We start from the raw sequence: 14,881 nt of genomic DNA on the forward strand, positions 1-14,881 counted from the left end.
CGCTGGCCTCGCTGTGGCCCGCAGAGGCGCTGGAGCCGTGCGGCTGCTGATCTTCGGCGGTGAGGCCTGCCCACCGGAGCTGGCCGGGCGGCTCGCGGTGGACGGTCGCGAGGTATGGAACACCTACGGGCCCACCGAGGCGACGGTCGTGGCGTGCGCGGCGCGGTTGGACGGAAAAGCCCGGTGAGTATCGGGCTGCCGCTACCCGGGTGGGATCTGGCGGTGGTCGGCAGGACGGCTCGCCGGTGGAACTCGGCGAGGTCGGTGAGCTCGTCATCGGTGGTGTCGGGCTGGCGCGCTACCTCGACCGGACAAGGACGCCGAGAAGTACGCAGCCATGCCGAGCTCGCCTGGAGCCGTGCCTACCGCAGCGGTGACCTGGTCCGGCTGGAATCCGACGGGCTGTACTTCGTGGGACGCGCCGACGACCAGGTCAGGGTCGGCGGCCGGCGTATCGAGCTCGGCGAGGTGGAAACCGCGCTGGTGAACCTGCCCGTGTCAGCGGTGCTGCCGCGGCGGTGCGCAAGACCGCCAGCGGCACCTGCTGGTCGGCTACCTCGTCGTCGCGCCTGTCGCCGAACAGGCCTTCGACGTCGTCGAGGCCCGCGCCCGGCTGTCCGGGTCGCTACCCGCCGCGTTGGTGCCCGGCTGGTCGTCGTCGCCGAACTGCCCACCCGTACGTCGGGAAGGTCGACCGCGACGCCCTTCCGTGGCCGGTCGGCTCGGCAGGTGACGACGCCGCTCCCGAGCTGGGCGGCACCCTCGGCTGGCTGGCCGCATTGTGGCGTGACGTGCTGGCTGCGCCGGTGGACGGGCCGGAAGCGGACTTCTTCGCCCTCGGCGGCGGGTCGCTGTCGGCGGCACAGCTGACCGCCGCGCTGCGGCAGCGCTACCCGCAGGTGACGGTCGCCGAGCTCTATGACCATCCCCGACTGGGGTCGCTGGCGGGCTACCTGGACGAGCTCGATCCGCCGCCCGCCGTGGTGACCCGCGACGTGAAGCCGGTCTCGCGGCTGACCCAGGCCGTGCAGATAGCCGCGAGTGTGCCGCTGGCGACGCTGGCCGGCATGCAGTGGGTGGTCTGGCTGGCGCTGGCGAACAACATCGCTGCCGCGCTGTCGCTGGTGCCGTGGGCCAGGCCCGTCGACTGGTGGTGGATCCTGGCGGGTTTCATGCTGTTCATCACCCCGCTGGGCCGGATGGGCATCGCGGTGTTCGGGGCGCGTGTCCTGATCGGTGACCTCGCGCCGGGCACCTACCGTCGCGGCGGGTCGGTGCACCTGCGGGTGTGGCTGGCCGAGCGGCTGGCCGAGGCCAGTGGCGCGGAGAACATGGCCGGGGCGCCCTGGCTGGTCTACTACGCCCGCGCTGGGCAACTCGGTCGGCAACGGGTGGACCTGCACCGGCGCCGCCGGTCACCGGGATGCTGACCCTGGGTCACCGGTGTTCCATCGAACCCGAGGTCGACCTGAGTGGCCACTGGATCGACGGCGATCTGTTCCATGTCGGCCCCGTCGCCGTCGGCAACGACGCGTCGGTGGGTGCCAGGACCACGTTGCTCCCGGGCGCGGTCGTCGGCAAGAACGCCGACGTGGCACCCGGTTCCGGCGTCGTCGGGAAGGTGAAGAACAGGCAGTACTGGAAGGGTTCCCCGGCGGTCAAGTCCGGTAAGGCCAAGCATCCGTGGCGGATCATCGCCCACCCAGCGCCCCGTTGTGGGTCGCGATGTACGGCGCCACGTCGGTGCTGCTGGGCGCGCTGCCGCTGGCCGCACTGGCCGCGGGGATCGCCGTGCTCGGCTGGGGGGTGCGCGGGACCGAGTCGGTGAGCGCGGCGGTGCTGCCGGCGCTGGTGTGGATCGTGCCGGCGACGCTGGCCGCCCTGCTGACCTACGCGGCCCTGACGGTGCTGGGGGTGCGGTTGCTCGCTGTCGGACTGCACGAGGGCTACCACCCGGTGCGCAGCCGCTCGGGCTGGCAGCTGTGGGCCACCGAACGGCTGATGGATGCCGCCCGCAACCACCTCTTCCCGATCTACGCCAGCCTGCTCACACCCTGGTGGCTCCGACTTCTCGGGGCCGAGGTCGGCCGCGGTACCGAGATCTCCACGGCGCTGCTGATCCCCAAGTTCACCGTCATCGAAGACGGTGCCTCGCCGACGACACCATGGTCGCGTCCTACGAACTGGGCGGCGGTTGGATCCACGTCGCCCGGGCCACCATCGGCAAGCGCGCCTTCCTGGGGAACTCAGGCATCACCCAGCCCGGTCGCCGGGTCCCCGACGACAGGCTGGTCGCGGTGCTCTCGGCAGCACCGCACAAAGCAAGGCGGGCTCGTCCTGGCTGGGCAGCCCGCCGGTGCGGCTGCGGCGCCGGCCCACGGCCGCCGACGTGCTGCGGACCTTTCATCCGTCCGCGCGGCTGAAGGCTGCGCGCCACCGTCGAGACGTTCCGGCTCGTCCCCGTCGTGGTCACGTTCGCCATCGGGGTGGCCGTTCTGCTGTCCGTCCAAGCCGTGGTGCTGACCGCCGGCTGGATCTGGGCCGCGCTGGCCACCGGGGTTATCCTGCTGGCCGCCGGGGCGGTGGCCGGCGGCATCGCGGTGGCTGCCAAATGGATTGTGGTGGGCCGGATCACCGCCATCGAACATCCGCTGTGGTCGTCGTTCGTGTGGCGCAACGAGGTGTCGGACACATTCGTCGAGACCGTGGCGGCGCCGTGGTTCGCCCGTGGGGCAGCGGGTACACCGGTGATGAATCTGTGGCTGCGGGCGCTGGGCGCGAAGATCGGACGGGGGGTGTGGTGTGAGCTACTGGCTCCAGGCCGACCTGGTGACGCTCGAGGACGGCTGCACTGTCAACCGTGGGTGCGTGGTGCAGACCCATCTGTTCCACGATCGCATCATGCGGATGGACACCGTCGTGCTCGAGCAGGGCGCGACGCTGGGACCACTGCGTGGCGTTGCCCGCGGCGCGCATCGGGTCAGGAGCCACGGTCGGACCGGCATCGCTGGTGATGCGCGGCGACGTGGTTCCACCGTCGACTCGATGGCAGGGCAACCCGATCGCCTCGTGGAACCCGCCACGCAAGAAGCGTGACTCGTCGAGTCCCAAGCGAAGCCGGCGGCCGCGTGAGCGACGCAAACGGGTGGCCAAGAAGAACGGGTCACCGGTCATCGACCCGTACCTTCCCGGCTCCGGCAACTTCGGCTACCGGGTGTCGCGCTACGAACTCGAACTCGAATACAAGGTGGCGATCAACCGGCTCGCGGGGGCGGCCACCATCACCGCCGTCACACTGGCCGAACTCGCCACGTTCACCCTGGACCTGTCGGATGCGCTCGCGGTGTCCAAGGTGACGGTGAACGGCAGGCGGCCCTCGCAGTTCCGCACCCAGGCAGGCAAATTGCACGTCACCCTGGCGGAGCGGCTACCCGCCGGCGCGGCGATGGTGGTCGCGGTGCGTTACGGCGGCACCCCGCGTCCGATCCGGTCCCATTGGGGCGAAGTCGGTTTCGAGGAACTGACCGAAGGCGTGCTGGTCGCGGGCCAGCCCAACGGTGCCGCGTCATGGTTCCCGTGTGACGACCACCCCAGCGCCAAGGCCAGCTTCCGGGTCCAGATCAGCACGGAGAGCCCGTATTTCGCGCTCAACGGCAAGCTGCTGTCCCGGCGCGCCCGTGCCGGCATGACCACCTGGGTCTACGAGGCAGGCCCACCCTCGACCTATCTGGTCACGCTGCAGATCGGCGTCTACAGCAGGCAGCGGATGTCGAAGAACGGCGTCGAGATCTTCGGTCCTGCCCGACCGGCTACGCACGAACTTCGAAACCGACTTCGGCCGTCAGTCGCAGATGATGAAGCTGTTCGTGAAGCTGTTCGGTCCCTATCCTCTGGCCGGCGGATACACCGTGGTGGTGACCGACGACGACCTCGAGATCCCCCTCGAGGCGCAGGGAATCTCCATCTTCGGCGCCAACCACTGTGACGGGCAGCGGAATTCGGAACGGCTGATCGCACACGAGCTGGCGCACCAGTGGTTCGGCAACTCCGTCACCGTCCAGCGCTGGCGCCACATCTGGCTGCACGAAGGTTTCGCCTGCTACGCGGAGTGGCTGTGGTCCGAGCACTGCGGAGCGCACCGCAGACGAGCACGCCCGCCACTACCACCAGAAACTGCTCAACTCGGCGCAGGACCTGGTCCTCGCCGACCCCGGCCCGCGCGACATGTTCGACGACCGGGTGTACAAGCGCGGAGCGCTCACGCTGCACGCCCTGCGCAGCCAGATCGGCGACACCAACTTCTTTGCGCTGCTCAAGGATTGACGGACCGCTACCGGCACAGCAGCGCGGTGACCGACGATTTCACCGACCTGGCGGCCCACCACAGCGAGGATTCGCTGCGGGAGCTGTGGGCCGCGTGGCTCTACTCACCGAAGGTGCCATCGCTGGACGTGTGGGTGTGACAGACGCGGCGGCGGCGCCCTCAGGCGCGGTGACCCGCAGCAGCGTGGTCCGCGTCGGCGCGGCGACAGCGCTGACCGCGCTGTGCGGGTACGCGGTGCTCTACCTGGCCGCGCGGGATCTCGAGCCCGCAGGCTTCTCCGTCTTCGGGGTGTTCTGGGGGGCGTTCGGTCTGGTCAGCGGGGCGGCCTTCGGCCTGCTTCAGGAGACCACCCGGAGATCCGGTCCGCCGCCGCCGATCCACCGGCCGCGCGCACCCACCCGTTGCGGGTCGGGGCGGGTGTCGGGGTGACCGCCGCGCTGTTGATCGCCGCGACCTCGCCGCTGTGGTCACAGCACGTCTCGTCGAGGACAGGGCGCTCAGCGTCGCGCTGCTGTGCGGCGGGCTGGCCGGGTTCTGTCTGCACACCACGCTGCTCGGCGCGCTCGCCGGGGTGAACCGGTGGTCGCAGTACGGCGCGCTGATGGTCACCGACGCCGTGCTGCGGGTCGCGGTGGCGGTGGCCACCTTCGCGGTGGGCTGGGGCTCGGCGGCTATCTGTGGGCGACGGTCGCCGGCGCGATCGCGTGGCTGTTGCTGCTTGTCACCTCGCCGACGACCAGGGCGGCCGCCCGCTGCTCACTGCGGTCGACACCGCCACTTTCCTGCGCGGCACCGGGCACTCGATCGCCGCGGCCGGTGCCAGCGCGGTCCTGGTGATGGGTTTTCCGGTGCTGTTGAAGGCCACCTCGGGCGATCTCGGTGCCACGGGCGGCGTGGTGATCCTCGCGGTGACGTTGACGCGGGCCCGCTGCTGGTGCCGCTGACCGCGATGCAGGGCAACCTGATCGCGCACTTCGTCGACCAGCGCACCCACCGGCTCAAAGCGCTGGTGGCGCCCGCGGCGCTGGTCGGTGCGGTGGGCGCGGCGGGGATCGCCCTCGCGGCGGCGTTCGGGCCGTGGCTGCTGCGGGAGGGCTTCGGTGACGAGTACCTCGCCGACGGTGCGCTGCTGGCCTGGTTCACGGCCGCGGCCGTAGCGATCGCACTGTTGACACTGACCGGCGCGGCGACGGTGGCCGCCGCGCTGCACCGGGCATACGCGGTCGGCTGGCTGAGTGCCACGGTGGCCTCCACGCTGCTGTTGCTGCTGCCGTTGGAACTCGAACTGCGCACCGTCATCGCGCTGCTGTGCGGGCCGCTGCTGGGGATGGCGGTGCACCTGGCCGCACTCGCCCGCCTGCACACCGCCGGGTAGCCGACGAATACGCTGCCCGCAGGACGGCGACCGAGAGCAGAGGAGACGACATGGGCTGGCTGGTGACCGGCGGCGCTGGGTACATCGGTTCCCCGTGGTCCGCGCCCTGCTCGAGGCAGTCCTCCCGGTGGTGGTGATCGACGACCTGTCCACCGGATTCGAGCAGTTCGTCCCGGAGTCGGCCACCTTCGTCCGCGGCACCCTGCTCGACCGGGACCTGATCCAGGACACCCTGCAGCGCTTCGCGGTCCGCGGTGTCATCCACATCGCGGGCTACAAGTACGCGGGCGAGTCGGTCAAGCGTCCACTACACACCTACGAGCAGAACGTGACGACCACGGTCAACCTGCTGCAGGCGATGGAAGCCGCAGGGGTGGACCGGATCGTGTTCTCGTCGAGCGCCGCGACCTTCGGCACGCCCGATGTCGAGATCGTCGACGAGACCACCCCGACAACCCCCGAATCGCCCTACGGGGAAACAAAGCTGATCGGTGAGTGGCTGCTGCGCGACGCCGGCCTCGCCACCGGGCTGCGGCACACCAGCCTGCGGTACTTCAACGTCGTCGGATCGGGTTCGCAGCAGCTGTTCGACGCCAGCCCGCACAACCTGTTCCCGAAAGTGTTCGACATGCTCTACCGCGGGGCGACACCGAGCATCAACGGCGACGACTATCCGACCCCGACGGCACCTGCGTGCGCGACTACATCCACGTCTGCGACCTGGCCGCGGCTCATGGCGGCGGCCCGACGACTCGACGACGGGCTGACGGTCGAGCCGGTGTACAACCTGGGCAGCGGCGCGGGCACGTCGGTGAGGGAGATCATGACCGCGGTGCGGACCGTCACCGGCGTCGACTTCGAACCGCAGATCCTGCCCCGTCGGCCGGGTGACCCGGCCCGGATCGTGGCGGCCGGTGATCTCGCCGCGCGGGACCTCGGTTGGCAGATGCGGCATTCGCTCGAGCAGATGGTCGCCTCGGCGTGGAAGGCCCGCCAGAGCGCCGGAGACGCCTACCCGCGCTCGTGAGGTCCTGGGTCGCCCGCTCCGCGCTCGCGCTGATCGCACTGCACCTGGTCGTTCGGGCCGTGCTGGCGTTCGGCGGGTACTTCTACTGGGACGACCTGATCCTGGTCGGACGCGCAGGCACCCAGAGCCTGCTGTCTCCGGAGTATCTCTTCGACGACCACGACGGCCACGTCATGCCGGGGGCCTTCCTGGTCGCCGGTGCCATCACCCGGCTGTCCCCCCTGGACTGGGTGGGTCCCGCGATCAGCCTGCTGATCCTGGCGGCGCTCGCGTCGTTGGCGCTGCTGCGGGCATTGCACGTGATCCTGGGCTGGCGCCCGGTGTTGTTGGCGCCCTTGATGTTCGCGTTGTTCACGCCGCTGGCCGTGCCCGGCTTCGCGTGGTGGGCGGCGGCGTTGAACTCGCTGCCGATGCTGGCCGCGCTGGCCTGGGTGTGCGCGGACGCGATCCTGCTGGTGCGCACCGGTGGCCGGCGCTATGCGCTCACCGGCGCGCTGGCGTACTTCGGCGGGCTGCTGTTCTTCGAGAAGTCGGCGATCATCCCGTTCGTCGCGTTCACCGTGGCCGCGCTCTACTGCTACGTCACCGGCACCGGCACCGTGCGGGAGGTCTGGCACCGGGGGGTGCGGCTGTGGACGGTGTGTCTGGCGCTGACGGCCGCCTGGGTCGGGGTCTATCTGCTGGTGGTCGACCAGCAACGCTGGAGTTTCGATCTGGCGATGACGTGGGATCTGTTGTGGCGCTCGGTCACCCACGGCATCGTGCCGGGTCTGGTCGGTGGGCCGTGGGACTGGCAGCGGTGGGCCGGCGTCGCCGTGGGCCACCCGGCGACGACGGTGATGATCCTGGGCTGGGCGGTGCTGGCCGGTGTGGTCGCGGTGACGATGGTCCGGAAGCAGCGGCTCGGACCGGTGTGGCTGGCGGCCCTCGGGTACGCGTGGCCTGCCAGGTGCCGATCTATCTGATGAGGTCGTCGCGTTTCACCGCGCTGGAGTTGGCCCAGACGTTGCGTTACCTGCCCGACCTCGTCGTCGTGCTTGCGCTGCTGGCCGCCGTCGGGCTGTGCGCACCCAACCGGCCCCGCTCGGGATGGCTTGATGCCTCGGCTGTCAGATCAGCCGCGGCGGTCGTGCTCGCGGTGGCCTTCGCGGCCAGCTCGCTGTACTCGACGGCGACGTTTCTGACCAGTTGGCGCAACAACCCCGCACAGTCTTATCTGCAGAACGCCCGGACCGCGCTGGCGCAGGCGCACGCGTCCTCGGACGCGCCGATGCTCGACCAGGAGGTCGACCCGCTGGTGCTGCAACGGGTGGCGTGGCCGGAGAACTTGGCCAGCCACATGTTCACTCCTCGACGACCGGCCGAATTCTCGCCTGCCACAACCGAGTTACGCATGCTCGATGCCGAAGGCCGCCTCGTCGAGGCGAACGTGAGTTGGGTGCGCTCCATTCGACCCGGCCCGGCGCCGCAGTGCGGGTATCTGGTGCAACCCGACTTCCCGGCGCAGCTGCCGCTGGACGGGCCGCTGCTGCCGGCCGACTGGACCGTCGAGATCAACTATCTGGCCAACAGCAACGGATCGATGATGCTGTCGCTGTCGCAGGGCGACGAGGTCAAGGTGCCGGTCCGCCCCGGCCTCAACCGGGTGTACGTGCGACTGCCCGGCGCCGGTGATGCCATCACCGTGCGGGCGGTCACCGCGGCGCTGTCGGTGTGTGTGGCCTCGGGGCCGGTCGGCTTTGTGACACCCCGATAGCGATGCGACGCTGTCCCGATGACCGATATGCGTGCGACGGGTTACCACGTTTTCCGTGAGTTGTTGCCGGGCGTCCTGCCCGACGGTGCCGACAGCATCGGAGACGGCGGGTTCGGCGACGAGTTGCTCGAGATCGGCGTCGAGAGCGTGTTCGGCCGGCTGTGGGGCCGTGACGGCCTGAGCCGCCGCGACCGCAGCCTGGTGACACTGGGGATCCTGATCGCGTTGCGCGCCACCGATGAACTGCAGTTCCACGTCCAGATCGCCCGCAACAACGGGCTGACCGAAGACGAGATCGCCGAAGTGATCTACCACTCCAGCGGTTACGCCGGGTTCCCGGCAGCCAACTCCGCGTGCAAGGTGGCCCGGGAAGTGCTGCAGGGGGAATGAGCTCCCTGCGCCTGTGGAGCCGCCTGGGGGAATCGAACCCCCGACCTTCTCATTACGAGTGAGACGCTCTACCGACTGAGCTAAGGCGGCGTGCCGTCGGGCGGCCTGAGTCTACGGCAGGGTCCGCCGGCCTCCCAAGTCAGCCGCGCAGCGCCTGCCCGACGGTGCCGACCATGGCGTCGACCGCGAACTTCGGTTTGACGTTCACCGCCAGCGCCTCGCGGCATTCCAGCACCGCCTCGATGCAGCGCAGCAGCTTGTCCGGGGGCGCGTGGGCGGCCATCGCGGCGACCTTCTCGGCCATGTCGGGATGGTAGGCGCCACCGTCGCCACCCCGACGACACCAGCAGGGCGTCGCGGAAGTACGTGGCGAGGTCGATCAGCGCCCGGTCGAGCGCATCGCGCGATGCGCGGTCTGACGTGACTTCTGGCGCCGCTCGAGGTCCTTGATCGCGCCGGTGGCGCCGCGCATGGTCCCGGCCGTGCCCTTTCCGGTGCCTCCGGCGCCCAGCGCCGTGCGCAGCTCTTCCGCCTCGGACTCGTTGCGGTCCCCGGTCAGCGCCTTGGCCTCGGCCTCCGCGGTGGCCACCAGCTCCTCGGCGGCCGCGTACGCCCGTGACGGGGTGGCCGCGTCCCGGGCCAGGCTCAGCGCCCGCAGCCGGCGCTCCCGGGCCTGCCCGTCGGTGGCCAGCCGGCGGGCCCGCCCGACATGGCCGCCGCTGACCGATGCGGCCCACGCGGCGTCTGCCTCCGGTAGCCCGTCGGACTCCACCAGCACCCGGGCGATCGCATCCACCGGCGGGGTGACCAAGGCGATGTGCCGGCACCGCGACCGCAGCGTGATCGCGATGTCCTCGGGGTCCACCGACGGCGCGCACAACAGGAACACCGTCGACGGCGGCGGCTCCTCCACGACCTTCAGCAGTGCGTTGGCCGCGCCCTCGGTGAGCCGGTCGGCGTCTTCGACCACCACGATCTGCCAGCGGCCGGTGCCCGGGCGCCGCGAGGCGATCTGCACGATGTTGCGCATCGCGTCGACACCGATGGACAGCCCTTCCGGGATGATCCGGCGCACGTCGGCGTGGGTGCCCGCCATCGTGGTCGTGCACGCCCGCACTCCCGCACAGGCCTGCCACCGGAGGTGCACTGCAGCGCGGCGGCGAAACACAGCGCCGCCACCGAGCGGCCCGAGCCGGGTGGACCGGTGATCAGCCACGCGTGGGTCATCGAGCCGGCTGCGGCGTCCGTCTCGTCACCGGGGGCATCAGCGGGGGCGTCATCGGGGGGCACTGTGAGCCGAATCACCGCGTGCGGCGCGCGCCGCCGCGATCAGCTCCGACTCCACTGCGTCTTGGCCCACAAGACGCGAAAAAAACACCTGTCATCGCCGATAACAGTAATGCTGCGAACCGACACGTCCGTCCCAGACGCCCCGTCACGGTCAGCTGCGCCCGATACGGTAAGCGGGTGGCCGCCGAACCGATCGAGATCGGACGAATCAGCGCATTCGTCCGTTGGGTCGCGCGTACCCCGTGGCCGGTGTTCACGCTGGGCATGCTGCAGGCCGACATCATCGGCGCCCTGCTGGTCCTCGGGTTCCTGCGGTTCGGTCTGCCGCCCGAGGACCGCATCCAACTGCAGGATCTGCCCGCCTACAACCTGGCGATCTTCCTCGGCTACCTGTTCGTCTCGTTCACCGTCGCGTCGTACCTGACGCTGCGGATGCTCATCCCGTGATGCGCTGGCAGCGGCGCGACATGCTGCTCGGTGACCGCGACCCGGCTGACACCGCGGTGGCCCGGATCCGGGCGCTGAAGATGCCGTTCTACCGCTCGCTGATCAGCGCCACCAACTGGCTGCTGGGCTCGGTGGTGTTCATCGTCGCCAGCTGGCCGGTGGCCAGCAAATCCGCGCCTGTGGTGGCCGTCGCCACCGGCCTGGGCGCCACGGCGACCGCGATCATCGGGTACCTGCAGTCCGAACGTGTCCTGCGGCCGGTGGCGGTCGCAGCGCTGCGCGGTGGGGTTCCAGAGAGTTTCCACGCCCCGGGCGTCATCCTGCGCCAGGTGCTGACCTGGGTGCTGTCCACCGGGGTGCCCGTGCTGGCGATCGTCCTCGCGCTGGTGGCCAGCAAGTTCGCCATCCTCACCGCCCCGCCGAACGCCTGACCACGACGATCCTTCTGCTGGCGATCGCGGCGCTGGTGATCGGGCTGTCGAGCACCGTGCTGGTGGCGATGTCGATCGCCGACCCGCTGCGTCAGCTGCGCTGGGCGCTGGGTGAGGTACAACGCGGCAACTACAACGCCCACATGCAGATCTACGACGCCAGCGAGCTCGGGCTGCTGCAGGCCGGGTTCAATGACATGGTGCGTGACCTGGCCGAACGGCAACGGCTGCGGGATCTGTTCGGCCGGTACGTCGGCGAGGACGTCGCGCGCCGCGCGCTGGAACGGGGCACCGAACTCGGCGGCCAGGAACGCGACGTGGCCGTGCTCTTCGTCGACCTGGTCGGGTCCACCCAGCTGGCGGCCACCCGCCCGGCCGCCGACGTCGTCAGCCTGCTCAACGACTTCTTCCGGGTGGTCGTCGACACCGTCAACCGCCACGGTGGTTTCGTCAACAAGTTCCAGGGCGACGCGGCGCTGGCCATCTTCGGCGCCCCGATCGAGCATCCCGACGCCTCAGGCGCGGCGCTGGCCGCCTCCCGCGAGCTGCACGACGAGCTCATCGACGTCCTCGGCGAAACGGACTTCGGCATCGGGGTGTCGGCGGGGCGGGCGATCGCCGGCCACATCGGCGCCCAGGCCCGGTTCGAGTACACCGTCATCGGCGACCCGGTCAACGAAGCCGCGAGGCTGACCGAGCTGGCGAAACACGAGAAGGGCCACGTGCTGGCATCGGCGATCGCGGTCAGCGACGCTCTGGACTCCGAGGCGCTGTGCTGGGACGTCGGCGAGATCGTCGAGTTGCGCGGCCGCACCGCGCCGACCCAACTCGCCCGGCCGGCACACCTGGTGTCGGTCGACGGCGCCAGCGCCTCCCGCTAGTACTACGAGTCCGGCTAGCTCTTCTTCGCGGCTTTTTTGGCCGCTTTTTTGGCGGGCGCTTTCTTGGCCGCCTTCTTGGCCGGGGTCTTCTTCGCGGCCTTCTTCACCGGGCCGCGGGCGGCGGTCGGCGAGCAGCTCCGAGGCCCGTTCGTCGGTGATCGACAGCACGTCGTCACCCTTGCGCAGGCTCGCGTTGGTCTCCCCGTCGGTCACATACGGGCCGAACCGGCCGTCCTTGATCACCATCGGGTTGCCGCTGGCCGAGTCGTTGCCCAGCTCACGCAGCGGCGGAGCGGCCACGCCCTGCCTGCCGCGCCGCTTGGGCTCGGAATAGATCTTGAGCGCCTCGTCGAGGGTGGTGAACATCTGCTCTTCGGTCGCCAGCGAACGAGAGTCGGTGCCGCGCTTGAGGTATGGCCCATATCGGCCGTTCTGCGCGGTGATCTCCTCGTTGGTGGCCGGGTCGACACCGACCACCCGCGGCAACGACAGCAGTTTCAGCGCGTCCTCGAGGGTCACTGTTTCCAGATCCATCGTGCGCAGCAGCGAGCCGGTACGCGGCTTCGGTCCGGTCGGCTTCTTGTTCTTCGCCGGGGTTCCGGCGGAGCCGTCGTCGTCCTCCGGCGGTTCGGGCAATACCTCGGTGACGTACGGGCCGTAGCGCCCGTCCTTGGCGACGATCTCGTGACCGGTCTCCGGATCGACGCCCAGCGATCGGCCCTCTTGCGGTGTGGCGAAAGCCTTTCGGCCAGCTCCAGGGTCAGCTCGTCGGGCGTCAGCTCGTCCTGAGGTTGGCCCGCTGCGGCTTGAGCTCGCCGGGGTTGTCCGGATCGGCGATCATCCGCTCGAGATACGGCCCGTTGCGCCCGACTCGGACGTTGACCGCGCGTCCCTCGGCGTCGTCGAAGAGCTTGATGGAGTTGACCAGCCGGGCGTCGATCTCTTCGAGATTGCCACCGACGAGCTTCTTGAGACCACCCGCGCGGGCGATCGAGCCCTCGACGCCGTGGTCACCACCGAAGTAGAAGTTGTTGAGCCAGTTGGACCTTCGCTCGTTTCCGGATGCGATCTCGTCGAGCTCATCTTCCATCGCGGCGGTGAAGTCGTAGTCCACCAGGCGAGCGAAGTGCTGCTCGAGCAGTCCGATGACCGCGAACGCCACCCACGACGGGACCAGCGCACTGCCCTTCTTGTGCACGTAGCCGCGGTCCTGGATGGTTTTGATGATCGACGAGTAGGTCGACGGGCGACCGATGCCGAAGTCTTCCAGCGTCTTGATCAGCGAGGCCTCGGTGTAGCGGGCCGGCGGACTGGTGGTGTGCCCGTCGGCGGTCAGGTCCTTGGCGTCGACCCGCTGGCCCTGGGTGAGGTTGGGCAGCCTGCTCTCGGCATCGTCGGCCTCACCGCCGGCCTGATCGTCGAGGCTCTCCACATAGGCCTTCAGGAAGCCCGCGAACGTGATGGTGCGGCCGCTGGCATTGAACACGACCTGCTCGCCCGAGCTGGCGGCGCCGGCGATGCGCAGCGACAGCGTGGTGCCGCGGGCGTCGGCCATCTGCGAGGCGACGGTGCGCTGCCAGATGAGCTCGTAGAGCCGGAACTCGTCGGTGTCGAGCGAAGCGTGCAACTGGCCCGGCGTCTGGAACACATCGCCGGCAGGGCGGATGGCCTCGTGGGCCTCCTGGGCGTTCTTGACCTTGCGGGTGTACTGCCGCGGCGACGGGTGCACGTACTCCTCGCCGTAGAGCTGCCTGGCCTGGTTGCGGGCGGCATCAATGGCCGACTGCGACAGCGTCGTCGAGTCGGTACGCATGTAGGTGATGTAGCCGTTTTCGTAGAGCCGCTGCGCGATGCTCATGGTGCGTTCCGAGGAGAAGCGCAGCTTGCGGCCGGCCTCCTGCTGCAGCGTCGAGGTCATGAACGGCGCGTAGGGCCGCCGGGTGTAGGGCTTCTGTTCGACCGACGACACGGCCAGCTGCGCGCCGCGCAGCCCCTGGGCCAGCGCGCCGGCACCCGCCTCGTCGAGAACGAGCACCTCGTCGGGCTTCTTGACCGCCCCGAGGGAGTCGAAGTCGCGGCCACTGGCCACCCGCCGGCCGTCGACTGTGTTGAGCTTGGCGGTGAACCTGGGAGGAGATGCGGCGGCATCGGAAACGCTGGCGTCCAGTTCGGCGGTGACGTCCCAGTAGCCGGCGCTGCGGAACGCCATCCGTTCGCGTTCGCGCTGCACGATGATGCGGGTCGCGACGGACTGGACCCGCCCGACAGCTTCGGCGCCACCTTCTTCCACAGCACCGGGCTGACCTCGTAGCCGTACAGCCGGTCGAGGATGCGCCGGGTCTCCTGCGCGTCCACCAGGTCGTTGTCCAGGTCCGGGATCCTCGGCCGCGGCGCGGATCGCCGGCTCGGTGATCGTGGAACACCATCCTCTTGACCGGGATGCGCGGTTTCAGCGTTTCCAGGAGGTGCCAGGCGATGGCCTCGCCCTCCCGGTCACCGTCGGTGGCGAGGTAGAGCTCGTCGACGTTCTTGAGCAGATCCTTCAGCTCGGCGACGGTGCTCTTCTTGTCCGGGCTGACGATGTAGAGCGGCTCGAAGTCGGCGTCGACGTTGACCCCGAGGCGCGCCCACGGCTCGGACTTGTACTTGGCAGGGACGTCGGCGGCGGCCCGGGGCAGGTCGCGGATGTGCCCGCGGGACGACTCGACGACGTAGTTGGACCCCAGGTAGCCGGCTATTTTGCGCGCCTTTGTAGGCGACTCGACAATGACAAGTCGTCGAACAGCACCATTGCGCCCGCTGCTGCGGTCCTCGTCAGCCACCTTTGACTAGCTCCACTTCTCCGTTTGCACGCGAGCATCGCATACATGTGCGACCGCCGCGGCAAGTGACAATTTCGCACCTCGGCCTGCCGACGCAAACTGGCCCCTGTCCCCGCGTGCCCGAAGGCGGCTACGTCC

The 14,881-nt window shown here is 69.7% G+C and carries 1 protein-coding gene, 1 tRNA gene and 8 pseudogenes; 7 read left to right on the forward strand and 3 right to left on the reverse strand.

All coding sequences use genetic code 11. The features are described from left to right. The 6 genes and pseudogenes from G6N53_RS30365 to G6N53_RS29650 all read left to right on the forward strand — a co-directional run. A pseudogene (locus G6N53_RS30365) lies at positions 1–3,118 on the forward strand (Pls/PosA family non-ribosomal peptide synthetase); the annotation flags it as partial. Between the two features lie 27 nt (positions 3,119–3,145). Further along, positions 3,146–4,463 (forward strand): annotated as a pseudogene (locus tag G6N53_RS29630) (M1 family metallopeptidase). Next, positions 4,460–5,699 (forward strand): annotated as a pseudogene (locus G6N53_RS29635) (hypothetical protein). Before G6N53_RS29630 ends, G6N53_RS29635 begins: the two co-directional pseudogenes overlap by 4 nt. 50 nt (positions 5,700–5,749) lie before the next feature. Further along, positions 5,750–6,726 (forward strand): annotated as a pseudogene (galE, locus tag G6N53_RS29640) (UDP-glucose 4-epimerase GalE). Next, positions 6,723–8,482: pseudogene (locus G6N53_RS29645) on the forward strand (hypothetical protein). Before galE ends, G6N53_RS29645 begins: the two co-directional pseudogenes overlap by 4 nt. A gap of 18 nt (positions 8,483–8,500) precedes the next feature. After that, the gene (locus G6N53_RS29650; RefSeq protein ID WP_205390617.1) at positions 8,501–8,872 is read left to right on the forward strand and encodes a carboxymuconolactone decarboxylase family protein; all 372 of its coding nucleotides are present in this window, start codon (positions 8,501–8,503) and stop codon (positions 8,870–8,872) included. A gap of 14 nt (positions 8,873–8,886) precedes the next feature. Here the strand turns inward: G6N53_RS29650 and G6N53_RS29655 are convergent. Together G6N53_RS29655 and G6N53_RS29660 are read right to left on the reverse strand one after the other, a co-directional pair. Then, positions 8,887–8,962 (reverse strand) — tRNA-Thr (locus tag G6N53_RS29655). A gap of 49 nt (positions 8,963–9,011) precedes the next feature. Further along, positions 9,012–10,250, reverse strand: a pseudogene (locus G6N53_RS29660) (DNA polymerase III subunit delta'). 89 nt (positions 10,251–10,339) lie between these two features. Here G6N53_RS29660 and G6N53_RS29665 point away from each other — a divergent pair. Next, positions 10,340–11,921 (forward strand): annotated as a pseudogene (locus G6N53_RS29665) (adenylate/guanylate cyclase domain-containing protein). Positions 11,922–11,935: 14 nt separating this feature from the next. On the opposite strand, the pseudogene topA reads toward G6N53_RS29665, so the two are convergent. Next, positions 11,936–14,743: pseudogene (topA, locus tag G6N53_RS29670) on the reverse strand (type I DNA topoisomerase). Between the last annotated feature and the right edge of the window lie 138 nt (positions 14,744–14,881).

Source organism: Mycolicibacterium hippocampi (assembly GCF_010723735.1).
Classification (GTDB): domain Bacteria; phylum Actinomycetota; class Actinomycetes; order Mycobacteriales; family Mycobacteriaceae; genus Mycobacterium; species Mycobacterium hippocampi.